Origin of the sequence: Spongiactinospora rosea (assembly GCF_003315795.1) — a bacterium.
GTDB classification, from domain to species: Bacteria; Actinomycetota; Actinomycetes; order Streptosporangiales; family Streptosporangiaceae; genus Spongiactinospora; species Spongiactinospora rosea.
The window spans coordinates 112,622-135,195 of sequence record NZ_QMEY01000022.1 but is presented as its reverse complement, the minus strand read 5'-3'; the positions used below and the strand labels follow the sequence as shown (position 1 = coordinate 135,195).

At 70.8% G+C, this 22,574-nt stretch carries 20 protein-coding genes; 12 read left to right on the top strand and 8 right to left on the bottom strand.

What is annotated here, in order from left to right; all coding sequences use genetic code 11:
- Positions 1-30 precede the first annotated feature (30 nt).
- The 4 genes from DP939_RS35100 to DP939_RS35085 form a co-directional block, all read right to left on the bottom strand.
- A complete protein-coding gene (locus DP939_RS35100) occupies positions 31-867 on the bottom strand; it encodes an SDR family NAD(P)-dependent oxidoreductase (RefSeq protein ID WP_113985148.1) in 837 nt (278 codons plus the stop codon).
- A 431-nt stretch (positions 868-1,298) separates the two neighbouring features.
- Positions 1,299-2,171, bottom strand: coding sequence for a proline iminopeptidase-family hydrolase (locus DP939_RS35095; RefSeq protein WP_158578877.1), 873 nt, complete (start codon positions 2,169-2,171; stop codon positions 1,299-1,301).
- A gap of 14 nt (positions 2,172-2,185) precedes the next feature.
- Positions 2,186-2,551: a nuclear transport factor 2-like protein gene (locus DP939_RS35090; protein ID WP_113985171.1), complete on the bottom strand. Its 366-nt coding sequence runs from the start codon at positions 2,549-2,551 to the stop codon at positions 2,186-2,188.
- An 801-nt stretch (positions 2,552-3,352) separates the two neighbouring features.
- Positions 3,353-4,240 carry an NAD(P)H-binding protein gene (locus DP939_RS35085; protein ID WP_225878689.1) on the bottom strand — a complete coding sequence of 296 codons (888 nt, stop codon included), beginning with the start codon at positions 4,238-4,240 and terminating at the stop codon, positions 3,353-3,355.
- A 256-nt stretch (positions 4,241-4,496) separates the two neighbouring features.
- Between DP939_RS35085 and DP939_RS35080 the strand changes: the two genes are divergently transcribed.
- Positions 4,497-5,282, top strand: a complete 786-nt coding sequence (locus tag DP939_RS35080) for a cytochrome d ubiquinol oxidase subunit II (RefSeq protein ID WP_113985145.1) — start codon at positions 4,497-4,499, stop codon at positions 5,280-5,282.
- On the opposite strand, the gene DP939_RS35075 is transcribed toward DP939_RS35080, so the two are convergent.
- The gene (locus DP939_RS35075; RefSeq protein ID WP_158578875.1) at positions 5,266-6,027 is read right to left on the bottom strand and encodes an IclR family transcriptional regulator; all 762 of its coding nucleotides are present in this window, start codon (positions 6,025-6,027) and stop codon (positions 5,266-5,268) included. The genes DP939_RS35080 and DP939_RS35075 overlap by 17 nt on opposite strands.
- Positions 6,028-6,296: 269 nt before the next feature.
- On the opposite strand from DP939_RS35075, the gene DP939_RS35070 reads away from it, so the two are divergent.
- Genes DP939_RS35070 through DP939_RS35035 form a run of 8 tightly spaced genes read left to right on the top strand, consistent with a single transcriptional unit; the run spans position 6,297 to position 15,343 of the window.
- On the top strand, positions 6,297-7,454 hold the full coding sequence (locus tag DP939_RS35070; RefSeq protein ID WP_113985143.1) for an ABC transporter ATP-binding protein: 1,158 nt from the start codon (positions 6,297-6,299) through the stop codon (positions 7,452-7,454).
- A 54-nt stretch (positions 7,455-7,508) separates the two neighbouring features.
- Complete coding sequence (locus DP939_RS35065; RefSeq protein ID WP_113985142.1) at positions 7,509-8,618, top strand: ABC transporter substrate-binding protein; 1,110 nt, start codon at positions 7,509-7,511, stop codon at positions 8,616-8,618.
- 44 nt (positions 8,619-8,662) lie between these two features.
- The gene (locus DP939_RS35060) at positions 8,663-10,447 is read left to right on the top strand and encodes an ABC transporter permease subunit (protein ID WP_113985141.1); all 1,785 of its coding nucleotides are present in this window, start codon (positions 8,663-8,665) and stop codon (positions 10,445-10,447) included.
- On the top strand, positions 10,444-11,457 hold the full coding sequence (locus DP939_RS35055; RefSeq protein WP_113985140.1) for an arginase family protein: 1,014 nt from the start codon (positions 10,444-10,446) through the stop codon (positions 11,455-11,457). The genes DP939_RS35060 and DP939_RS35055 overlap by 4 nt, the downstream gene beginning before the upstream one ends.
- Positions 11,454-12,530 (top strand): alcohol dehydrogenase catalytic domain-containing protein, encoded by a 1,077-nt coding sequence (locus DP939_RS35050; RefSeq protein WP_147268252.1) that lies wholly within the window; start codon positions 11,454-11,456, stop codon positions 12,528-12,530. The genes DP939_RS35055 and DP939_RS35050 overlap by 4 nt, the downstream gene beginning before the upstream one ends.
- Complete coding sequence (locus tag DP939_RS35045) at positions 12,527-13,405, top strand: sugar phosphate isomerase/epimerase family protein (RefSeq protein WP_113985138.1); 879 nt, start codon at positions 12,527-12,529, stop codon at positions 13,403-13,405. Before DP939_RS35050 ends, DP939_RS35045 begins: the two co-directional genes overlap by 4 nt.
- Positions 13,402-14,424: a Gfo/Idh/MocA family protein gene (locus tag DP939_RS35040; protein WP_113985137.1), complete on the top strand. Its 1,023-nt coding sequence runs from the start codon at positions 13,402-13,404 to the stop codon at positions 14,422-14,424. The genes DP939_RS35045 and DP939_RS35040 overlap by 4 nt, the downstream gene beginning before the upstream one ends.
- 40 nt (positions 14,425-14,464) lie before the next feature.
- Positions 14,465-15,343: a BKACE family enzyme gene (locus DP939_RS35035; RefSeq protein ID WP_113985136.1), complete on the top strand. Its 879-nt coding sequence runs from the start codon at positions 14,465-14,467 to the stop codon at positions 15,341-15,343.
- Positions 15,344-15,353: 10 nt separating this feature from the next.
- Here the strand turns inward: DP939_RS35035 and DP939_RS35030 are convergent, their stop codons facing one another.
- Positions 15,354-16,334, bottom strand: a complete 981-nt coding sequence (locus tag DP939_RS35030; protein WP_113985135.1) for a DNA polymerase ligase N-terminal domain-containing protein — start codon at positions 16,332-16,334, stop codon at positions 15,354-15,356.
- A gap of 112 nt (positions 16,335-16,446) precedes the next feature.
- On the opposite strand from DP939_RS35030, the gene DP939_RS35025 reads away from it, so the two are divergent.
- Positions 16,447-18,048, top strand: coding sequence for an FAD-dependent monooxygenase (locus DP939_RS35025; RefSeq protein ID WP_158578873.1), 1,602 nt, complete (start codon positions 16,447-16,449; stop codon positions 18,046-18,048).
- A gap of 40 nt (positions 18,049-18,088) precedes the next feature.
- On the opposite strand, the gene DP939_RS35020 is transcribed toward DP939_RS35025, so the two are convergent.
- Together DP939_RS35020 and DP939_RS35015 are read right to left on the bottom strand one after the other, a co-directional pair.
- Positions 18,089-19,417: a hypothetical protein gene (locus DP939_RS35020; protein ID WP_113985133.1), complete on the bottom strand. Its 1,329-nt coding sequence runs from the start codon at positions 19,415-19,417 to the stop codon at positions 18,089-18,091.
- A gap of 94 nt (positions 19,418-19,511) precedes the next feature.
- Complete coding sequence (locus DP939_RS35015) at positions 19,512-20,669, bottom strand: NAD(P)/FAD-dependent oxidoreductase (protein ID WP_158578871.1); 1,158 nt, start codon at positions 20,667-20,669, stop codon at positions 19,512-19,514.
- An 18-nt stretch (positions 20,670-20,687) separates the two neighbouring features.
- On the opposite strand from DP939_RS35015, the gene DP939_RS35010 reads away from it, so the two are divergent.
- Both DP939_RS35010 and DP939_RS35005 read left to right on the top strand, forming a co-directional pair.
- Positions 20,688-21,317, top strand: a complete 630-nt coding sequence (locus DP939_RS35010) for an IclR family transcriptional regulator (RefSeq protein WP_113985131.1) — start codon at positions 20,688-20,690, stop codon at positions 21,315-21,317.
- Positions 21,318-21,398: 81 nt separating this feature from the next.
- Positions 21,399-22,571, top strand: coding sequence for a homogentisate 1,2-dioxygenase (locus tag DP939_RS35005; protein ID WP_113985130.1), 1,173 nt, complete (start codon positions 21,399-21,401; stop codon positions 22,569-22,571).
- Positions 22,572-22,574: the final 3 nt, after the last annotated feature.

Genomic DNA, 22,574 nt, shown 5'->3' with positions numbered 1-22,574 from the left:
TGATGATCATACGCCGTACCGTCACGGCCGTCAGTCCAGCCAGGTGGACATCGCGCTGATGACGTTGCCGCCGTCCAGATCCGAGATGGACAGCCCGACCAGCTCCCTGGCCGCCTCGGAGGTCTGCCACCGGAAACGCGGGCTGTCGGTCATCGCGGCCTCGACCACGACCGCCGCCGCCTCGGCCGCCGGTTGGGCCTGCGCCATGAGGCCGTTGGCATGGCGGGCGAAGTTCTCCGCCAGGCCGTTGTAGGGGTCATCGGGGCCGAAGACCCGGCTGAAGTCCATGTTCTCGGTCATCTTCGTCGCGGTGAACGCGGGTTCGACTACACTGACCGCCACCCCGAAACGCGCGGCCACGGGCGCGAGCGACTGCATCAGCCCCTCGACGGCGAACTTCGAGCCGCAGTACGCGTCCAGGAAGGGCTCGCCATGGGCGGCACCATTGCTGCTGACGGTGACGATCCGACCGGCTCCGGCCTCGCGCATCGACGGCAGCACATGACGGGTGAGCGCGGCCACTCCCAGGTAGTTCACGTCCAGCATGTGCTGCAGGGCCGCGTCGTCCAGCTCCTCCAGCGTCCCGGCGATGCACTGCCCGGCATTGTTCACCAGGATGCCCACCGGCCCGTACTCCTCCGCCACCTCATCCAGACACCGCACGGCCCCGGCCCGATCGGTGACATCCAGCCCGCGTACCGCGATCTCCACCCCTTGCCCCGCCGCCTCCGCCAGCAACGGACCGGCCATACCGGTGTCCCGCATGGTGGCCACGACCTGTACACCCGCCCGGGCCAGCCCCACAGCGGTGTGCAGACCGATCCCACTGGACGTCCCGGTCACAACGGCGACCTTCTTCTCAGCCACGCCAACTCCCGCCTCGACACCACCTTGTCCGGTTAGGGACCGTGCCGCACATCCCTCACCACCCGCCAGACCATTTCGTATCCACTTTCGGCTCGCGTCCAAAGGCGAGGATCAGCCAGCACCCGGGCACGAGCGGCCCAACCACGGAAGCAACGGCAACGAGGACTCGGCGGCGCAATCCCCCGGGCGTCCCCTCGGCCACGCAGCCGCACAGACCTCTCGGACCCAACTCAGCGGTTTTCAGCCAGCAGTGGAACTCATGGGACCGAGCCCGAGGCCGATTGCCACGACCTGCGCAAACGCGACCGTACCGCCTGAATGTGGACTCTCGACTCGAACCGAAGCCCGGCAGGGAAAGAACGGCTGAGCGAAGCGAAGACGATCAGGTACTTGGCATTGACGGACGCAGGGCAAATGGATGGCGCTGGGGATCAGGTGGGGCGTGGGCGGGACTCTATGCGGGCGAGGTAGGCGGCGATGGTGGAGATATACTCGCTGCGGAGGGGTTCCTTTTCCAGAAAGCCCATGTGGGCCGCGCCGGGCTGGGTGATGTGTTCTGAATCTGGTATCCGGGCGGCGATGTCGGCCAGATGCGTCGGGACGCACTCGTCGAATTCGCCGCCGAAGACCAGTGTGGGGACGCGAATTCGACCCAGCTCAGGGAAGATGTCCCAGTCCTTCAAGGTGCCGGTGATGTGGTAATCGGCGTGTCCGATCAGTGTACGGAATGTCAGCAGGCTCATTCGGCCCGCGTCGAGGCTGATCGTTGAGGTCCGTACCACGCATGCGCGCAAGTACTCCTCTTGAGCCGCCCAATAATCCGGGTCGTCCGTCTCCCCGCGCAATTCCCGCCCGTACGTCCGATCCAGCACATCCCCCGGCAACCCCGCCATCAGCCCCTGCAACTCCTCCTGGAACCTCGGCACGCTCGCCACCCCATTGGCACAGACCAGGCTCGTCCAATCGGGGGCCCGCTGCGCCGCGTACTGAAGCCCCAGCATGGCCCCCCAGGAATGCCCATAGACGTGCGGCCGGCGCAGGCCGAGACCTTCGATGACCGCGCCGAGTTCGTCCAGGAAGCGGTCCACCGTCAGCAGCGACACATCATCGAGAGGATCGGAACGCCCCACCCCGAGCTGGTCGTACCAGATCACCTCACGCTCACCGGCCAGCGGCTCGAACGCCTCGAACAACAGATCACTCGGGTAGCCGGGCCCGCCATGGACGAGCAACAGCGGCACGCCACCACCGCCCGTCCTGCGGTACCAGACCTTCCCGCCCGGCACCGCGATCTTGCCTTCCACCGTGCCCACCCCCCTCAGCGCCCGGCCGGGACCGCGTAGGAGTACTCCTCGATCCGATCGATGAGACCGCCATCGAAGCGGAAGTACATCGTGGCGTGGATTTCATTCACCGTGCCGTCGGCCGTGATCGCCCGAAGCACCTGCTGCTGTAGCACTTCATCTGAATCAAAGAATTGCCGAATGATCTCATAGCGCAACGAGCGAACACCACCCACGAGCAGCCTGAGCTGTTCCAGTTTTTCGCCCATTAGCTGCTCCCCGCTGCCGTCGTTGTGCCAGACGGTCGCCGTTTCGGTACACATCTCCTGAACCCCTGTGAAATCGTAGGACTCCAGCAGCCGCAGACACCGAACAGCCTTCTCACCGATATTCTCGGCCACGCCGATCAACCTCCCCAATGGTCGTTTCCTCGCCAGCGAGCATAAGCGGAGAAATCACCAAAAGGTAAGGCTTGACTTACCCCCGGGCCTCCGGCAGCGGCCCGGTGAGCAGCAAGAATCCTCCTCTGACCCGCACCGGCACAGACCCGCAGGACAGCTCCAACCGAGGCGACAGACCGGGCGAAGCCCGGCAAGGAAGAACGACTGAGCGAAGCGAACGCGATCAGCCACGGACATGGCTTGAGTAGGGCGCAGGCGGTGGTGGAGATGCGCTCGGAGGGGTTCCCTTTCTGGGTAGCCCATGTGGGCCACGCTGGGCAGGGCGACATGTTCTGCCAGGGGGGTGCGGACGGCGATGTCGACCAGGTGGGCCGGGGCGCATCAGTCGAATCCGCACGCCCAACACCGCCCATCCCCCAGACCGGCGCAGAACCCGCAGGACGGTTCGGACCGAAGCGACGGGCCGGGCGAAGCCCGGCAAGGAAAGGGCGGCTGAGCGAAGCGAAGGCGATCAGGTACTCGGCGTTGGCGGAATCTGTATGCGGAGTGTCAGCAGGCCCATCTCTCTTCTGACCCGCACCGGCACACACCCGCAGGACGGCTCGGACCGAAGCGACAGGCCGGGCGAAGCCCGGCAAGGCAAGGGCGGCTGAACGAAGCGAAGGCGATCAGGTACTAGGTATTGACGAGGGCGAGTAGGTACTTGGCATTGATGAGAGCGGATCGACCGGGGGAAGTAACCGGTGGGGTCGTCCGGGGCGCCCCGGACGACCTCCGCATCGTCGGGGGCCGGACAGCCGGTTATTGGAAGTCGGCCACGTTGTCGTGTGCCCACTGGGCGAATGTGCGCGGGGGACGGCCGGTGATCTCCTCGTACGTCGTCGTCGCCGGGACGATATCGACGAGCGGGGACGCGAGCAGCGGAATCAGCCAGTCCAGTACGTCGTCGTCGATGCCACCCGCCGGGTCGTGCCACTCCGCCCGCGCCTGCTCCGGCGTGAGTTCCACGAAACGGATCTCCCGCCCCAGCGCCGCGCCGATCGTCCGGACCTGTTCGGCCTGCGTGATCGGACCGGGCCCGGTGATGGTGTAGGTCGCGCCGAAGTGGTCGTCGGTAAGAAGTGCGGACACAGCGATCTCGGCGACGTCGGCCTCGTGGACGACCACGCTCGCGCTGCCGGGGTGGGGTGAGCGTACCTCGCCCGCCCCGCGGATCCCATCGGCCCAGCCCAAGGCCCAGTTCGCGGGCAGGCCGGGACGTACGTGGGTCCATTCGACGCCGGTGGCCTCCACCGAGCGTTCGACGCCGCGGTGCCAGTCGCGTTCGTGGGCGAGGTGGCGTTCCAGGGGGGACAGCGCGGACGTGGGCGTGCCGCCCTCCGCGAAGCCGGCCGCCACCGCGGAGTGGACGACGAACCTGCGCGTCCCGGCCTCGACCGCCCGCCGTACGAACCCGCCCTCCGGATCGACGCGCGGGAAGAGGTGGACCCGCCGCACGCCGTCGAGCGCCGCGGACCAGGTTTCGGGCCGCGTGAAGTCGCCGGGGACGATCTCCACTCCGGCCGGGAGCAGGGCCCGTGCCGCCTCGGGGTCGCGGGACATCGCGCGGACGCGCGCACCCGCTCCGACCAGCCCGCGGACCACCCACCTGCCGATGCGGCCGCTCGCCCCTGTCACCAGTGTTGTCACCTAGACTCCCTGCAAGGTACTGGAAGTGCCGAGGAACCGCCGCGCCCGTTGCCCGCGTTCGCGGCGGTTCCGCTTACCCCGGGGAGATTAGACCGCGGCCGGGGGTCGCCGCACATGGAGATTTTTCCGCCCAGGTCAGCGGCCTGCCGCACAACCCGGGATGTAGCCGCGGGCGGCCGATGAAACCACCGTCGTACACCGATCCGGTCCGCCTGGGGGATGCGTGCGAACGCCCCGATGGCCGAGCCTTTGCGGCATGGAGTTGCTCGCCATCGGTGTACTCGCCTGCTACGCGGTCGGCTACCTCGTGCTGGCCGGGGCTGACCTCGGCGCCGGGATGCTGCTGCCCTACCTGGGCCGGACGCGCGCCGAACGCAGGCTGGTTCGGCTGGCCGTCATGCCGTTCTTCCTGACCACCGAGGTCTGGCTGGTCGCGGCGGTGGGGGTGATCGCCGGGGCGTTCCCCGCGCTGGAGGAGACGCTGATCGGCGGCAACTACACGGCGGTGGTGCTGCTGCTCTTCGGCTGGGTCGTGCGGGACCTGGGCCTTTGGCTGTACGGCGGGGGCGGCCGGACGGCGGTCGCGGCGATCACGGCGGGAAGCTGGACGGTGGCGGTGTCCCTGGGGCTGCTGCTGTCCGGCATCGCCGGGCTGTCCCCGCTGGTGGGGGTGCCGCTGGTGGCGGCGCTGTTCTGTGCCCATGGGCTGACGTTCGCGGCGCTGCGGCTGCCGGGAGCGCCGCGTGAGCGGGCCGGACGCCTGTGGGCCGGGACGGCGGCGCGGCCGGGCGAGCGGGTCGCGTTCGGGGTGACGGCGGTGGCGCTGGCCGCCCTCGGCGTACTGGCGGGCGCCCGGCTCCCGCTGCGCGACTCGCTCGCCGAGCCGACGTTCCTGGTGCCGGTCATGGCGGTGGTGACGCCGTTGCTGCTGGCCACGCAGGCATGGGCGTGGTGGACGTTCCGGCACCGCGTGTCCGCCGACGATCCGGACCCGCTCGGCGTTCAGTACGCCAACGCGGAACAGATCAGAAGGTCTGCATGAGTTCCTTGGCCACCAGGGCGCCCAGCTCGACGAGCCGCTCGGGGGGCATGCGGGAGGTCGGGCCGGACAGCGCGATCGAGCCGATGCACCGGCCGTGGTGGTTCAGGGGGGCCGCGACGCACGACGCGCCGACCAGCGTCTCGTCGATGTCGAGCGCGAAACCGGCGTCGCGCGCCTCCTCGACCCGCCGCCGTAGTTCCAGCGGGCCCTTGGCGGCCCGCTCGGTGCCGCCCGAGTAGTCGAGCGTGCCGAGTACTTCGTCCAGCGCCCTGGCGTCCATCGTCGACAGGTAGGCCCGGCCCACCGCCGAGCAGTGGATGGGCCGCACGGTGCCGATCCGTTCGCGCAGCGTCAGCACCTCCGACGACGGCTGGTAGTGGACGTAGACCATGCTGCCGCTGGCCGGGGCGGCGAACAGCGACGCCTCGCCGGTCTCGCCGGTCAGCCGCTTGAGCAGGGGCCCGACCTTCTCCATCAGCTGCTCGTGCGCGGGATGGTTGACGATCAGCCCGTAGAACCGCTCCGGGCGGATGGTGAACTCCTTGGTGGCGTCGTCGCGGGCGACGTAGCCGGCGTCCACCAGATCACCGAGGATGCGCAGCGCGCTGCTGCGGTTCACGTTGACCAACCGACCCACCTCGGCAGCCGTCGCCGACCGGGTGGCCAGTTGTTCAAGAACCATGAGGCCACGCCGGATGTGCGACATGTTCCCGAGGTCGTCGTCCGGTGATCGCTTGTCTGGCATAGAGATGATTCTCTCCTTACCAAGATCCAGGACGGACCGTCTTCGCGGAATCTTCTCACTACGCAACGGCACACGCCAGAGACTGAGCGGCGTTGCGCTGTCCGCAACATAGCACGCTGTGCGCCACACGGGAAGATGGCGGTCAGATCCGCCGGTAGAGCCGGACATATGGCCATAAGCCAGCACGAAGCCTCTTGACACGCCCACTTGGGCTGCCTATGTTCAGCCAAACGCGTTGCAATGGCTGCAACTTAGTTGAGGAGTTGAGGATGTCCGAGGTCTCGGAGGGCGTCCAAGCTGGGGACCGCACCCTGGATGGGGCCGCGACGGGCGGTGAGGTTGAGCTGGACGGCCTGACGAAGAAGTACGGAACGGTCGAGGCGGTACGGGGAATCTCGCTGAGCATCCGCCGCGGTGAGTTCTTGGCGATCCTTGGGCCCTCCGGCGCGGGAAAGACGACGTTGCTCAACATGCTCACCGGCTTCGAGAAGCCCACGAGCGGTGCGATCCGGATCAACGGCCGGGACGTCGCGCGCCTGGCCCCGCACAAGCGCGGCATCGGCGTCGTGTTCCAGCACTACGCGCTATTCAAACACATGACGGTCGCCCAGAACGTGGGGTTCCCGCTGCGTATGCGCGGTATGTCGATGCGGGAGCAGCGCGGCCACATCCAGCACGCCCTCGAACTGGTCAAGCTGGAGGGGTACGCCGCCCGGTTCCCCGACCGGCTCTCCGGCGGCCAGCAGCAGCGGGTGGCGCTGGCCCGGGCCATCGTGTTCCGCCCCGCCCTGCTCCTCATGGACGAACCGCTCGGCGCGCTCGACAAGCGGCTGCGCGAGCACATGCGGGTGGAGATCAAACGCCTCCAGCGCAACCTCGGCGCGACCGTCATCTACGTGACCCACGACCAGAACGAGGCGCTGACCATGGCCGACCGGGTCGCGGTGATGAACGACGGCGTCGTCGAACAGCTCGGCACCCCCGATGACCTGTACGAACGCCCGTCCAGCGCCTTCGTCGCGGACTTCGTCGGAGAGACCAACTTCTTCACCGGCCGCGCCGTGCTGGACCCCGACGGCCGCGTCCGCGTCGTCCTCGACGGCGACCGGCCCGAGCACCACAGGGACGTCGAGAACGTGGCGTCGCTGCGGCCCGGCTCCGGTGTCGAGGTCGGAGTACGCCCGGAGCAGGTCTCCCTGCTCCCCCCTGACCAGGCCGAAGCGCCGGCCGTACCCGGCACCGTCAGCGACGTGCTGTACGAGGGCGCGACCGCCCTGCACGTCGTCGAGACGCCGATCGGCGATCTGAGCGCCCGCCTTTCGCTCGGCAGCATCCGGGAGACCCGGTGGGACGTGGGCGACCGTGTCGCCGTCCACTGGGACGCCCGGGCCGCACGGGGCTACCCCGCGGCGGACCGGGCCTCGTGACAGGCCGCCGGCCAAATCCCCTTCAGAGATCTGCACGACAGAAAGGTTCGGCTGATGAAGATGTCTCGCAAGACCGCGCTGGGGGCGGTGGTGGCGGTCAGCACGCTGCTCACGACGGCCGCCTGTGGCGGCGGCGCCGACTCCGGGAAGACCTCTTCCGCCGGTAAGGTCATCGTCCCCGACCCCGGCGGCGACCTGGGCAAGGCGATGAAGAAGGCGTTCTTCGACCCGTTCGAGAAGGCGACCGGGATCGACGTGGTGCTCGCCTCCGGCGAGTTCGACGCCGCCGTGGTGCTCACCGGCGTCAAGGCCGGGGCCCCCGCCTTCGACCTGGTGAACATCAACGGCGCGGTGCTCCAGCGGTTCCGCGACGACAAGGCGCTGGAGCCGATCGACTACAAGGTCTGGAAGGACGGCGTCCGCGACAAGATCGCCCCGGTCAAGGCCGCCGACGACGCGGTACCGGCGTACTTCATCTCCGTCATCCCGGCCTGGAGCACCGACAAGCTGGGCGGCCAGAAGCTGACCTCCTGGGCCGACTTCTGGAACGTTGCGAAGTTCCCCGGCAAGCGGACCCTCGCCCCCGGCTCGTGGGGAGCGGGCAGCGGGACGTTCGAGATCGCCGCGCTGGCCGACGGCGTGGCGCCGGACGACCTCTACCCGATCGACTACGACCGCGTGTTCAAGAGCCTGGACCGGCTCAAGCCGAACCTGGTGAAGTTCTGGGAGACCGGGGCCGAGCCCATCCAGTTGCTCACCGGCGGTCAGGCGACGGCGGCCAGCGCCTGGAACGGCCGGGTGGCCGGGGCCGAGGACAAGGGCGCGCCGGTGGCCGGTACGTGGAACGGGGCGATCCTCCAGTACGACAACTGGGCCGTGCTCAAGGGCGCCAAGAACGCCGCGAACGCGCAGAAGCTGCTCGCCTTCATGATGGAGGCCGGGCCGCAGGCCGAGTTCGCCAACGCGATCACCTACTCCCCGGCCAACTCCGCGGCGTTCGACACGCTCTCCGCCGACCGCGCGGCCCTGCTGCCGACGTCGCCGAAGAACATCGAGTCCGCCGTGACCCAGGACTACGCGTGGTGGACCGCCACCGCCCCCGGGTCGGACAAGAGCAACGAGGAAGTCGCCATCGAGCGCTGGCAGGCGTGGGTCTCCAAGTAGCCCCATGACCTCCTGCGACAAGACGACCTCGATCTAGGAGATCCATGTCGGTCGACAGCTCCCCGGTGCGGGTCACCGGTGGTCTGGCCTCCCGTTCGCGGGGCCGGCCGGACCGCCGGTGGCTCACCCTCGTGCCGCTCCTCGCGGTCTTGATCCTGCTGTTCGTCGTCCCGCTGGGCACGCTGCTGGCCGACAGTTTCGGCGGCGGGCAGGGGTTCACCCTGGACAACTACCGCGAGCAGGTGACCTCGCCGGTCTTCTGGCGCGCGATCCGCCGCACCCTCGTCATCGCCGCGTTGTCCACGGTGATCTGCGTGGTGCTCGGGTACTGCATGGCGTACGCGCTCACCCGCATGCCCAAGCGGGTGCGCGGCGTGCTGATGGTCGTGGTGCTCGTGCCGTACTTCACCAGCATCCTGATCCGCTCCTACGCGTGGATCGCGATCCTCGCGCCGAACGGGCTGGTCGCGGGCACGCTCGAACTGCTCGGCGTCGATTCGCCCCCCGAGCTGGTGTTCAACCAGACCGGCATGCTGATCGGCACGGTGCAGATCCTGCTGCCGCTGGCGCTGCTGCCGATCTACAGCGTGATGAGCGGCATCGACCGCGCCCCGGTGCGCGCCGCGCAGAGCCTGGGGGCCGCGCCCGCCGTCGCGCACTGGCACGTCTACCGGCCCGCCACCTCGTCGGCCGTACTGGCGGCGGCGGCCCTCGTCTTCATCAGCACCCTGGGCTTCTACGTGACGCCCGCGCTGCTCGGCGGGCCCGGGGACACGCTCATCGCGCAGTCGATCCTGGTGCAGTTCTCCAACCTCGTCGATCCCGCCGGGGCCGCGGCGCAGGCCGCGCTGCTGCTGCTGATCGTGCTGGCGCTGTTCACCGTGCTGTTCCGCTTCCTCGCGCCGCAGCTCGCCGTCGAACCGTCGGGCGATGTACGCCCGGCCCGGCGCGTCCGGGCTGGCGGACGGTTCGACGGGCTGTGGGCCCGGGTGCTGGACACCGGCCTCGGCCTCGCCGGGCGGCTGCGCCTGCCGATCCTGGTGGGAAGCTGGGTCGCCGGGGCGGCGCTGCTGGTCACGCCGCTGGTCGTGGTGGCGATCTGGTCGTTCAGCGACGCGACGTACCTGACGTTCCCGCCGCAGGAGTACTCCACCCGGTGGTTCGCCGAGTACTTCGCCGACACGGCGTGGCTCGACTCCACGTTCCTGAGCCTGGCCGTCGCGTCCGGGTCCGCCGCGATCGGCGTCGTCATCGGCGGCCTCGGGGCGTTCGGCCTGGTACGCGGCCCGCGGCGGGCCCGGGGGCCGGTCGCGATCCTGGTCGCGATGCCGATGATCGTGCCGCCGATGATCTACAGCCTGGGCTTCTTCCTGCTGGTGGCGCCGCAGGGCCTGGTCGGCACGCCGCAGGGCCTGATCCTGCCGTACGTGGTCCTCGGGCTGCCCTTCGCGGTGTCCATCACCGCGGCGGCGCTGCGTAACCTCGACGTCCGGCTGGAGAACGCCGCGCGCAGCCTGGGCGCGGGGCCGATCTCGGTGCTGCGGCACGTGATGCTGCCCGCGCTGCGCCCGGCGCTGGTCAGCGGCTTCGTGTTCGCCTTCCTCACCGCGTTCGACGACGTCGTCGTGGCCACCTTCATGTCCGGGCCGACCGCGGTGACGCTGCCGCTGCGGATGTTCCAGGACATCAAACTCGAAGTGAGCCCGAGGACAGCCGTCGTCGCCGTCGTCCTGCTCGGCGCGGGAGCGGTCGCGGTACTCCTCCGGTTCGTCATGGCTTGGCTCGTGCGCACCGTACGCGTGGCACTGAGCCGAATGGGGGACTCATGAGCTTCAACCCGGTCTTCGCGGAGATGACCGAACCCTACGTCGAGCACCAGGAGTTCCCCGACCTCGTCTATCCGACGTCGGTGACGGCCACGCTGGCGGCGTTCCGGCGGGCGTTCCCGGACGCGGCGCGGCTCGTGCCCGAGACGGACGACGGAGCGGCGGCGCTCACCGTGCACGCCCCCGGCTACGTCGAGTTCGTCAAGGAGGGCGCCGGGCGGCCGGAGGGCGCCACGAAGTTCCCGCTGAACGTCATCGCGATGCCCGAGCTGCGGGTGTCCGAGCCGCGGACCTTCGAGGGCCGGCACATCCAGTACTTCTTCGACGAGGTCACCCGGGCCACGCCCGCGGTGTGCCAGGGCGCGCTGCACAGCGCGGCGGCCTCCCATCAGGGGGCCCGCTGGCTCGCCGGGCGCGGCGGGGACCCGGCGATGGTGCTGGTGCCGTGCCGTCCCCCGGGCCACCATGCGCTGCCCGCCATCGGGGGCGGCCTGTGCCTGTTCGCCAACGCCGCCATCGCCGCGCGCGAACTCTCCCGGGACGGCCGGGTCGCCGTGCTCGACATCGACCAGGACCACGGCAACGGCACCCAGGCCGCGTTCTACGACGACCCCTCGGTCCTGACGGTCTCGATCCACGCCGAGGGCTGGCCGCACGTCGCCGGGTTCGCCGAGGAGACCGGCGGCCCCGCCGCGCCGGGCGCCAACCTGAACCTCCCGCTGCCGGTCGGCTCGGGCTTCGCCGCCTACGAGGCCGCCCTGGCGACCGCGCTTTCCGCGATCGGCCGCTTCGCGCCGAAGTACCTGGTCCTGGCCCTGGGCTATGACGCCCACCAGGAACAGGGGTTCGGGCTGCTCCGCCTGGAGGTGGACGACTTCGCCGTCCTGGCCGACCGGATCGCCGGGCTACGCCTGCCGACGCTGGTGACCACCGAGGGCTGCTACGGCTACTACGACTCGACCGCCGTTGCCGCGACCCGGTTCTTCGACGCGTGGGCGGAGCGGTGGCGATGAGCGCCCTCATGCGCGCCGCGCTGCTGACCGGCATCGGCCGCCCGCTGGAGATCCGCGAGGTGCCGGTCCCCCGGATCGGCCCCGACGAGGTGCTGATCCGCACGCTGTCCAGCGGCGTGTGCCGGACCGACCTGCACATCCAGGACGGCCTCGCCTACGTCCCGGAACTGCCGCACATCATGGGCCACGAGCCCGCGGGCGTCGTGGTCGAACGCGGCGCGGCGGTGTCTGAGGTGGAGGTCGGCGAGGTCGTCGTCCCCCACCTGTTCGTCGCGGACCGGGAGTGCCGGTTCACCCGGGAGGGCGCCCACGCGCAGGCCCTGCACCTGCGCGGCATCATCGGCGTGACGCTGCCGGGGGGCTTCGCCGAGTACTTCACGGCCCCGGCCGGCAACCTGCTGAAGGTCCCCGAGGGGCTGGACCCCAGGATCGCCGGGCTGTCGAGCTGCGCGGTCGTCACCGCCCTGCACGCCTACCGCCGCGGCACGGTGACGCCGGTGGAGACGGCGGTGGTGATCGGCGCGGGCGGCATCGGGCAGATCGTCCTGCAGATCCTGGCCGACGCCGGTATCGCGGCGGCGGCCGTCGATACGCGGGAGGACAACCTGGCGCTGGCCGCCCGCAACGGGGCCGCTCTCACCGCCCTGGCCTCGGCACCGGATCGCGTGGCACGGATCCAGGCGTGGACCGACGGGGCCGACCTGGTGATCGACCTGGTGGGAACGTCGGCGTCGATGGCCGACGCGGCCCAGTACGTACGCCGCCGGGGCCGGATCGTCGTGGTCGGCGAGGAACCCGACTTCCCGGGCATCAGCTCGACGACCATCGCCCAGCGCGAGCTGGAGATCGTCGGCTCGCGCAACGGCGACCGCCGCGACCAGCAGGACGCGCTGCGGCTGCTCGCCAAGGGCGTCATCACCCCGCCGCTGGACGAGGAGTACCCGCTGGAGCGCTCCAACGAGGCGCTGGCCCGCCTGCGCAGCGGACAGGCGAGCGGCCGGGTCGTGATCACGCACGAGGCGCTGCGCGACCACCGCACAAGCACGGCAACCGATCAACGAGGAGCGAGATGAAGATCGCGACCGATACGTGGATGCTGCGTCCACACCCCATCGACACGGTGTTCTCGACCGTCCGCGAGGCCGGTTTCGAGTACCTGGAGCTGTCCCCCCGGCCGGACGTGATGCCGAGCTACGGCGGCAGGCGGGCGTCCAAGGCCAAGATCGCCGAGATCGCGGCGGCGTCGAAGACACACGGCGTCGAGATCGCGTCCATCTTCATCGAGCAGGCGTGGGGCAGCTCGGAGGAGGACATCCGGCGGGCGGCGGTCGGCTACTGGAAGCAGACCGTCCAGCTGGCCGTCGATCTCGGCTGCGACCGGATCAACTCCGAGTTCACCGGGCACCCGGCCGCCCCGCAGGCCGGTGAGGCCGCGATGCGCCGCTCCCTTGAGGATGTGCTGCCGCTCGCCGAGGCGGAGGGCATCACGATCGCGCTCGAACCGCACCCGGGCGACTGGGTGGAGTCCGGCGTCGGGGCCGTCGACTTCATCCGCGGGTTGCAGAGCGACAACGTGACCTACCTGCACTGCGTGCCGCACACCTACTACCTCACCGGCGTGGAGGACGAGCGCGGCCACATCGAGGGCGTCAACCGCGACATCATCGCCTACGCGGGCGACACCATGGACCACGTCCACCTGGCGGACACGCTGCTGCCCGGACGTACGTTCCTCAACCCGTCGAGCCCCGGCGTGCGCAACCACCAGCACCTCGACATCGGCCAGGGCGACATCGACTGGGACGAGGTCTTCACCGCGCTGCGCGACACCGGCTTCGACGGGGTGCTCTCGGTGGCGGTCTTCCGGCACGAGTCGCGGGTCATGGACTCCCTCACCCACAACCGCGCCATCATCCGCGAACGCCTCGAAGGGAGCGTGGCCAAGTGAGCGGACCCGTCAGGTTCGGCGTCGTCGGCCTCGGAGAGATCTACCAGCTCGCCCACCACCTGGCCTACCAGCGGGCGGACGGCCTCGCCGCCGTCGTCGTCTGCGACTTCGACCAGGCGGTGGCCGAGCGGACGGCCGCCGCGCTCGGCGCGGAGGCGTGCACGGACCACCGGCGGCTCCTGGAAGACGACCGGATCGACGCCGTGGACCTGGTGCTCCCGCACAACGTCCACTACGAGGTCGCCCGCGAGTTCCTGGAGGCGGGCAAGCACGTCGTGATCGAGAAGCCGATGACCGTGGACGCGGCGCACGCCGCCGAACTCGTCGCGCTCGCGGCCGAGAAGGGCCTCACGTTCACCGTCAACGAGAACACCCGGTTCATCCCCGCCTACCAGGCCACTCTGGATGCCGTCAACGCCGGCGAGATCGGCGACGTGACGCTGGTCCGCACGCTGATCAGCGGCAACGAGTTCGAGCGGCTGGGCAACCCGAAGCTGTGGAAGGGACGCCAGGACGGCTCCGGCGGCGGCACCATCATCGACGCCGGGGCGCACTCCTTCTACCTGCTCAAGTGGATGTTCGGCGAGATCGCGTCGCTGCGGGCGCTGTCGGAGCAGTTGGTCGGGGTCAGCCAGGTGGAGGACTGGTCGGTGGTGTGCGGCCGGATGCGGTCCGGCGCGCTGTTCTCGGTGGAGTCCACGTTCACCTCCGGGGGGCCGTGGAACGAGCGCCTTGAGGTACACGGCACCAAGGGCCTGATCGTCGTGGACCAGCACCAGAACCCCCCGGCGATGATCTTCCGCGGCAAGCGCGACCACGCAGGATCGCCGCTGCCCGGCACCGCCTACGCGCCGAACACCTGGAAGTACGAGTCGATCGCGGCCGGGATCGAGAGCTTCGCCCACTCGATCGCGAACGGCGAGCCGACCGCCGTCGCGCCGGAGGACGGCGCGTACGCGGTGCGCGTCATCGAGCGCGCCTACGAGTCGGTGGCCACGGGCCGGCCCGTGCCGCTCTGAGCCAGCCCCCCAACAACACGCACATAAAGGAGAAGACCCCATGGATCCGCTCGTCATCACCGTCACGGTGGACAGCACGATGTCCTATCCCGGCTACCAGGGGATGCCGCCGATCGAGGACACCGGCAAGGTCGGCCAGGAGTACATCGACTCGGTGAACGCGGGTGCGACGTTGTGCCACCACCACGGTGTGCACTACCTGGAGGACGCCATCCAGGCGGACGGCAAGAAGCTGTCCAAGATTGACTTTGCCGGGTGGAAGGACCTCACCGACAAGATCCGGACGGTCGGCACCGACCCGATCATCCAGTTCGGCATCGCCAGCGCCCGCCTTCCGGAGAAGGTGGAGCTGATGTCGCTGAACCCGGACATGATGTCGTACGCGTTCAACGTGCACGACGAGTACTTCCAGCCGGACCCGGCGTACCCGGCCAACGAGATGTACTCCCTGCACCCGCGTGACGAGCTGGTCGAGTTCGTCACCGCGGCCGAGGCGAACGGCGTCAAGCCGGAGATCGAGTGCTTCTACACCGGCGCGTTCTGGAACCTTGAGTACGTCCGGCGGCAGGGCCTGCTGAAGGAGACGGCCTGGGCGACGCTCTTCTTCGGCTGGCAGGGCGGCGCGTGGACCCCGCCCACCCCGGACGCGCTCATGTACATGGTCAAGCACCTCCCGCCGGACACCAACTGGAACATCAGCGTGATGGACCCGGTGGCGCAGTGGCAGTTGCTGCCGCTGGCCATCGCGCTGGGCGGGCACGTACGCGTGGGCTGGGAGGACAACCCGTACCTGCCCGGCGGCGAGCCCTCGCGCAGCAACGCCGAGCTGGTGGAGAACGTGGTCAAGATGGCCGAGCAGATCGGCCGTCCGATCGCCAACGTCGAGGAGGCCCGGCGCATCGTCGGCGTGAGCCGCTGACGGTGGCCGTTCAGCCCGGCACGTACACCCAGGCGGCCGACTCCGCGCCCGGCTCATAGCGCGAGTCCAGCCGCTTGGCGACGATGCCGGGCAGGCCCTGCTCGCGGGCGGCCCGCCGTACGTCCTGCGGGCCGCTGCGCCAGACGGGCGCGGTCTGCCAGCGCGCGCCCCGCACGGACAGGGCCTCCAGCGCGGCGCGGCGGCGCGACCACGGCTCGTCCAGCAGGGACCGGCCGTCGTCGTAGACGAGGTCGTAACAGACGTACAGTTCGTCGCCCTGGAGGGGGACGACCTCGCCGTCCAGTACCACCGCGCGGCTGCCCAGCTCGCCGCCGAGCGCGCGCAGCCGGCGGTGGTCCCCCGTGATGTCGTCTGAACCGGCGTGCAGGGTGAGCCGCCCGCCCGACACGTACGCGAAGGCCCGCCGTCCCGGCCAGGCGAACTCGTACGCGTAGGCCCCCTGGTCGCGGGGCAGCCGGGTCCGGGTGACCGGGCGCATCGCGGCCAGTGGCGAGGGCGGCGGCTCCCACCCGGCGGCGGGCGGGTCCATCCGGTGGATCATCCAGTTGCGGCCTCTGGTGTGGAACAGCACGTACCGCCCGGAGACCCGCTCCCCGGCGAGTACGACCTTGACCTCCCGGTCGGTCCACTTCTCGGTGACGTACGTGCCGCGGTCCCAGATCGTCATCGTCCCGCCGCCGTACTCCCCCTGCGGGATCTCCCCCTCGAAGGCCGCGTACTCCATCGGGTGGTCCTCGGTGTGCACGGCCAGGTGGTTGGTCCGGGGGTCGGGCGGCAGGCCCTTGGGGACGGCCCAGGAGACCAGTACGCCGTCCCGTTCCAGCCGCAGGTCCCAGTGCAGGGCGTGGGCGTGGTGCTCCTGGACCACGAACGTGTCGCCCTCCCCCGGGGGCCGCGCGTGCTCCGGCACGGGTTCCGGCGTGCGCCGGGGGTCGCGCTTGCCGCGGTACCTGCCGAGTTTGTCCGCCACATCCCTCTCCGTACCCGAGAACCCGGAGAAAGTCTTTTCAGTCCGTTGATTGCCGGACATGTCGGGCGATGATTGGCTCGACCTAAGCCCTTCGCCGACGCAAGGGGACCTCATGTCCGTCCGAACGACGCCGGTGCTGGTCGTGGGCGGCAGCCTGAGCGGCCTGTGCACCGCGCTGTTCCTGAGCCGCCACGGGCTGGACGTCACGCTGGCCGAACGCCATCCCGGCACCTCGATCCACCCGCGCACCCCCGGCTACAACGCCAGGACGCTGGAGCTGTTCCGCGCCGCCGGGGTGGAGGACGCCGTGCGCGCGGCCGGGCCCTGGGCGCTGGACGGCACCGGCCTGCTCTGGGCCGAGAGCCTGACCAGCCCGAACCACCGCTGGCTGCGGCCGCCCAACGCCCGGGGCGCGCAGGCCGACTACTCCGACGTGAGCCCGGCCGACGACGCGATCCTGTCCCAGGACGTGCTCGAACCGGTGCTCCGCGAGCACGCCGAGGCCCTGGGCGCGGACCTGCTGTTCGGCACCGAGCTGGTGGCGTTCGCCAACGACCCCGGCGGCGTGACCGCCGTGCTGGCCGACCGCGCGACCGGGGCGCGTACCGAGGTGGAGGCCGGGTACCTGGTGGCCGCCGACGGGGCGGACAGCGCCATCCGCGACCGGCTCAAGATCGACCGGCACGGTCCCGGCGTACTGGAGAACGTGGCCGCCATCATGGTCCGGGCCGACCTCGGCGACGCGCTGCGCGGCAAGCGGTTCGTGATCGGCCAGGTCAGCAATCCGGGCTTCTCCGGGATGGTCCGGGTGGTCGGCGACCGGATCTCGCTGCACGTCCGGTACCGGCCGGCGGACGGCGACGCCGCCGACCTGTTCCCCGCCGCCCGCTGTGTGGAGCTGGCCAGGGCCGCCACCGGCATCCCCGGCCTGGACGTCGAAGTCCTCGACGTCACGCCCTGGCAGACGACCGCGGCGGTGGCCGACCGGTTCGCCGACGGGCGGGTGTTCCTGGTGGGCGACGCCGCGCACGTCATGCCGCCCGCCGGGGCCTACGGCGGCAACACCGGCATCCACGACGCGGCGAACCTGGCCTGGAAGCTCGCGTACGTGAGCCGCGGCTGGGCCGGTCCCGCCCTGCTGGACGGCTACGACGCCGAGCGGCGGCCGATCGCCGAGATCACCATGAACCAGGCGGTGGCCACCCGGACGGCGTGGTTCGGCCGGGCGAACCCCTCCGGCACGCCCGAGACGGAACTGCTGGACGAGGTCAGCCTGCTGTTCGGCTACCGATATCCGCCGCCGGGCACGGACGGGCCGCTCGTGGAGGACCCGCGGCGGCCGGGCGGCGAGCCGGGGAGCCGGGTGCCGCACGTGTGGCTGGAGATCGGCGGCGAGCGGCTGTCCACCGTGGACCTGTGGGCTCGGGGGATGGTCCTGCTGGCCGGGGCCGAGGGCGGGGGATGGGCGCGGGCGGCCGACGCGGTCGCCAGGGCCCGCGGCCTGCCGCTCACCGGCCATGTCATCGGCGATGTCATCGGCGGCGACGCGATCGACGTGGAGGGCCGCTGGCCGGAGATGTCCGGTACGTCCCCGGAGGGGGCGACGCTGGTCCGGCCGGACGGGTTCATCGCCTGGCGGACCTCCGACCCTGCGGGGCCGGACGCACACGCCGTGCTGGCCGGGGTGCTCGCTCGCACACTGGACGCCCCATGAGAAACGCCCCGGCGAACCGGGGCGTTTCTCCACGTACAGCTCAGCCGACGGTCACGAAGACCTGGCCGAACGCCTCGGACAGCTTCTTCAGGTCGGCGGCCGGGTCCACCTCGGGCGCGCCCGGGTTGTAGAGGGTGGCCAGCCGGGGCCGGATCTCGTCCAGCTTGGTGAGCTGGTCCCAGCTCGCGCTGCCGGCGTGCTTCTCGCCCATGATCCGGTAGACCTGCCCCTGGTCGTCCTGCCAGCGGCTCCACAGGTTGACCGTCTCGGCCGCGCCGTCCATGATCGCCTGGCTGACCCGCTCGGCGATCACGCCGGTGGTCTGCTGCGCGGTGAGCTTGGAGCCGCCCGCCCCGGCGAACGACGCGTCCTCGGCCGCGATGTGCAGGAAGGCGTCCCAGGCGCGGGCCCGGATCTGCACCCACTGGTTGCGCAGCGCCCGCTTGGCGTCCAGCTTGTAGGGGGCGTACTCGCTGCGCATCAGGCCGCTGTCCAGCGCGAGGTGGTCCACCGCGCCGGTGGTCAGGTACGACTCGACCTTGTCCGGCGTGAGCAGCGGGTACTTCTGCGCCATCGCCTGCTTGCAGGTGTCGTCGGCGCCGCAGGCCAGCTCGGGCACCACCGTGTGCACGGCGAGCTTCTTGCCCGGCGCGGCGATCCGCAGCGCCGCCGACGTGGCCGTGACGAACTTCGCGATCTGGCCGGCGTCGGTGAACGTCTGGTTGTAGCCGAGCTGGGAGGTGAACCTGATGCCCTGCACGCCCGGCTGGGCGGCGAGCGCGCCGACCCGCTTGACGGCGGCGGCGAACTGCTCGGCTCCGGCCTTCCAGTCGTCGGCCAGCTCGGTGTCGATCCACGCCCGCAGCCCGGCGTCCTTGGCGGAGATCAGCGCGCGGCCCTCGGCGGTCTGCGCGGCGCCCTGGATGTCGGCCGCGCCGACCGCGAGCTTGCGGGCGTCCACCGGGGTGCCGTCGATGGAGCAGATCGAGCCCGGCGTGTCGCACTCCGGCTTGCCCTCGGGCTCCTTGTAGTCGTCCGGCGCGGGGTCGCCGTCACCGCGCGGCGTGCCGTCGCCCTCGCCGTCCTCGGGGCAGACCGCGCCCGGCTCGGAGCAGTCGGCGACGTTGGGCGGGTTCGGCTCGGCGTCCTTGAGGTTCTTGCCGTCGTCCTTCAGCCAGAAGTTGACGACGTCCAGGACGTCCTCCGGCGCGGTCATGTTGTCGCAGACCATGTAGTCCGGCGCGCTGGGGCCGTACAGCTCCTTGCACAGGTTCGGGTCGCGCTCCGAGTACGCCGCGCTGGGCAGGCCCACGCCGATCAGTGTGACGGCCGCCCCCAGGGCGAGCGTCCTGCGGAGGTTCCATCGCATGTCGTATTGCTCCCCGGGGGGCTTTGGAACCGGCGCGGTCGCCGGAACGGAGATCGCCAGAAACCTTACCCATCCGTAACCCGACAAGCCAGACCTAAGAGTCAAGATCGCCCTTAACTCCGGATGACAGGTCGGTGCCGCCGCTGGTCCGCAGTCCGCGCGTCGCCGTACGTCCGTGCAGGCCGAAGCGGGTCTCCGGCTCGCGCTCGCCGTTCAGGACCGCCAGGACGTACGCCGCGAGCGCCGGAGCGTGCTTAAAGCCATGTCCGGAATCCCCGCCCAGCACCCAGGTGTCCTCGGCGACCTCGGCGATGATCCACTCGGCGTCCGGGGTGAGCCCGTACTGGCACACCTGGCCGAGCAGCACGTTCGCCCCGGCCAGCGCGGGGAAGCGGCGTTCCAGGTAGGCGCGGGCGACCTGCTCGCCGCGCGCGGACACCCGCCGGTCGCCGCCTTCCGGCTCGTACGGCGGGCCCTCCTCATCGGAGGTGACCTTCATTCCGGCCCCGCCGAGATCGCCGTGCCCGTACATCGAGCCGTCGTAGTCGAGCCAGGCGGGCACCGGCGGCAGCGCCCATTCGGCGGGCGCGGCGAAGTGCAGGGTGTCCTGCCGGGTCACCATGAGCCCGGTACGCCGGGCGACCTCGGGGAACACCTCCGGCAGCCAGGCGCCGACCGCCCACACCACCCGGTCGGCCCGGATCACCTCCTCGCCGACGCGGACCGCGCCCGCGCCGTAGGGCTCGGCCCGCCCGCGTACCAGCCGCACGCCCGCGTCCAGCGCCAGCCCGGCCGTGACCTGGACGGCACGCCGCGCCCGCAGCACCCCCGCCAGCGGCTCCCACAGCGCGAACGTCAGGTCATCGCCGCGGAAGCCGGGGAACATGTGGGCGGCCCGGTCCGGCTCCCAGACCTCGTGCGGGATGCCCAGCCGGGCGAGGACGGCCGCGCTGCGCCGTTCCCAGCCGTCCGCCCGCCGGGCGAACCACACCACCCCCGACTCGGTGTACAGCTCCTCCCCGGCCCGGCGGGACAGCTCCCGCCAGCCGTCCCTGGCCCGCCGGGCCAGCTTCGCGTACCACTCGTCGTCGCCGTGCGAGCAGCGCAGCAGCCGGGTCTCCCCCGCGCTGGCCTGCCGCAGGTGCCCCGGCTGGTGCCGCTCGACCAGGGTGACCCGCCATCCGTCCTCGGCCAGGGCCAGCGCCACCGACGCGCCCCAGATCCCGGCCCCTGCCACCACCGCAGACCTCATGCCTTTCATAATCGAACAATGGCGGAGTCGTCACAGACCATGGAACGCGGGCTGCGCCTGTTGCGCCTGCTCGCGGACGGGCACGGCGGGCGCACGCCCTCGGAGCTGGCGGGGGCGCTCGGGCTGAGCCGCCCGGTCTTCTACCGGCTGCTGACCACGTTGCAGAGCGAGGGGTTCGCCCGCCGCGACGGGCGCGGCCGGGTGCACCTGGGATTCGGCGTGCTGGCGCTGGCGCGGGCGGTGCATCCGCTGCTGCGCGCGGCGGCGCTGCCCACGCTGCGCGCCCTGGCCGAGGGGGCGGGCGCGACCGCGCACCTGACCGTGGCCGAGGGGGACGACGGGCTGGCCGTGGCGGTGGTGGAACCGTCCTGGACCGACATGCACGTGGCCTACCGCGAGGGCGCGCGGCATCCGCTGACCAGCGGCGCGGCCGGGCTGGCGATCCTGGCGCTGCGCGAGGGCCGGGGCGGCTACCAGGTCACCGAGGGCCAGCTCCAGGAGGGGGCGCGCGGGCTGGCCGCGCCGCTGAGCGGCCCACCGGGGCTGGAGGCGTCGGTGGGGGTGGTCACGTTCGGGGCGCTGGACGCCGCAGTGGCCGGGCCGCGGGTACTGGCCGCCGCCGGGGAACTGTCCCGGGCGCTCGCTTGACAATGCTTTGCCAATCTCAGAGGGTCGTACGTATATAGGACATACGTGTCCGATAAACGGACGAGCCCGGAGTTGACAGGCATGCCGTATTACCGAGTCGTCGGCGAGGTACCACGTAAGCGCCATGTCCAGTTCAGGCGGCCGGACGGCGGCCTGTACGCCGAGGAGCTGATGGGCGAGGAGGGCTTCTCCTCCGATTCCTCGCTGCTGTACCACCGTTACCTGCCCACCGCGATCATCAAGTCCGAGGCGGTCGCCGAGGAGCCGCGCAGCGAGCTGGCGGCCAACCTGCCGCTGTCGCCGCGCCACTTCCGCACCACCGAACTCCCCGAGACCGGCGACCTCGTCACCGGCCGGCACCTGCTGGCGGGCAATGGAGACGTCCGCATTTCGTACGCTTCGGCGCGCAGCGCCAGCGAGCTGTACCGCAACTCCATGGGCGACGAGTGCGTCTATGTGCAGAGCGGCCAGGTCCGGCTGGAGACCACCTACGGGGCGATCGACGCCGGTCCCGGCGACTACCTGGTGATCCCGACCGGCACGATCCACCGATGGGTCCCGGCGGGCGAGCCGGTGACGGTGCTCGCCGTCCAGGCCGCCGGGCACATCCGCCCGCCCAAGCGCTACCTGTCGCAGTACGGGCAGCTGCTGGAGCACGCCCCCTACAGCGAGCGCGATCTGCGCGGGCCCACCGAGCCGTTGCAGCGGGACGGCACCGACGTGCCGGTGCTGGTCCGCACCCGGGGCGGGCTGACCCGGCTCACGTACAAGAACCACCCGTTCGACGTGGTGGGCTGGGACGGCTACCTCTATCCGTACGCGTTCAACATCGCCGACTTCGAGCCGATCGTGAAGCGCACCCATGCGCCGCCGCCGGTCCACCAGACGTTCGAGGGCCCGGGGTTCGTGATCTGCTCGTTCTGCCCGCGCCCGCTGGACTTCCACCCCGAGGCGATACCGATCCCCTACAACCACCACAACGTGGACTCCGACGAGTTCATGTTCTACGTGGGCGGCGACTACAGCGCACGCAAAGGGTCGGGCATCGACGTCGGGTCCATCTCGCTGCACCCGGCCGGCTTCACGCACGGCCCGCAGCCGGGCGCGGTCGAGGCGGTCGTTGAGGCGGTGTCCCGCGGGGTCGGCACCACCAGCGAGCTGGCCGTGATGATCGACACGTTCCGCCCGCTGGACCTCGGCCCCGCCGCGCTGGCCTGTGAGGATTCGGCCTACGCTTGGACTTGGGCCCGTTGACGA

Bases quoted from the DNA above. Each gene is read 5' to 3' on its own strand.
- DP939_RS35080 (WP_113985145.1), top strand. From the start codon at position 4,497: ATGGAGTTGCTCGCCATCGGTGTACTCGCCTGCTACGCGGTCGGCTAC.
- DP939_RS35075 (WP_158578875.1), bottom strand. From the start codon at position 6,027: ATGCCAGACAAGCGATCACCGGACGACGACCTCGGGAACATGTCGCAC.
- DP939_RS35070 (WP_113985143.1), top strand. From the start codon at position 6,297: ATGTCCGAGGTCTCGGAGGGCGTCCAAGCTGGGGACCGCACCCTGGAT.
- DP939_RS35065 (WP_113985142.1), top strand. From the start codon at position 7,509: ATGAAGATGTCTCGCAAGACCGCGCTGGGGGCGGTGGTGGCGGTCAGC.
- DP939_RS35060 (WP_113985141.1), top strand. From the start codon at position 8,663: ATGTCGGTCGACAGCTCCCCGGTGCGGGTCACCGGTGGTCTGGCCTCC.
- DP939_RS35055 (WP_113985140.1), top strand. From the start codon at position 10,444: ATGAGCTTCAACCCGGTCTTCGCGGAGATGACCGAACCCTACGTCGAG.
- DP939_RS35050 (WP_147268252.1), top strand. From the start codon at position 11,454: ATGAGCGCCCTCATGCGCGCCGCGCTGCTGACCGGCATCGGCCGCCCG.
- DP939_RS35045 (WP_113985138.1), top strand. From the start codon at position 12,527: ATGAAGATCGCGACCGATACGTGGATGCTGCGTCCACACCCCATCGAC.
- DP939_RS35035 (WP_113985136.1), top strand. From the start codon at position 14,465: ATGGATCCGCTCGTCATCACCGTCACGGTGGACAGCACGATGTCCTAT.
- DP939_RS35025 (WP_158578873.1), top strand. From the start codon at position 16,447: ATGTCCGTCCGAACGACGCCGGTGCTGGTCGTGGGCGGCAGCCTGAGC.
- DP939_RS35020 (WP_113985133.1), bottom strand. From the start codon at position 19,417: ATGCGATGGAACCTCCGCAGGACGCTCGCCCTGGGGGCGGCCGTCACA.
- DP939_RS35015 (WP_158578871.1), bottom strand. From the start codon at position 20,669: ATGAGGTCTGCGGTGGTGGCAGGGGCCGGGATCTGGGGCGCGTCGGTG.
- DP939_RS35010 (WP_113985131.1), top strand. From the start codon at position 20,688: ATGGCGGAGTCGTCACAGACCATGGAACGCGGGCTGCGCCTGTTGCGC.
- DP939_RS35005 (WP_113985130.1), top strand. From the start codon at position 21,399: ATGCCGTATTACCGAGTCGTCGGCGAGGTACCACGTAAGCGCCATGTC.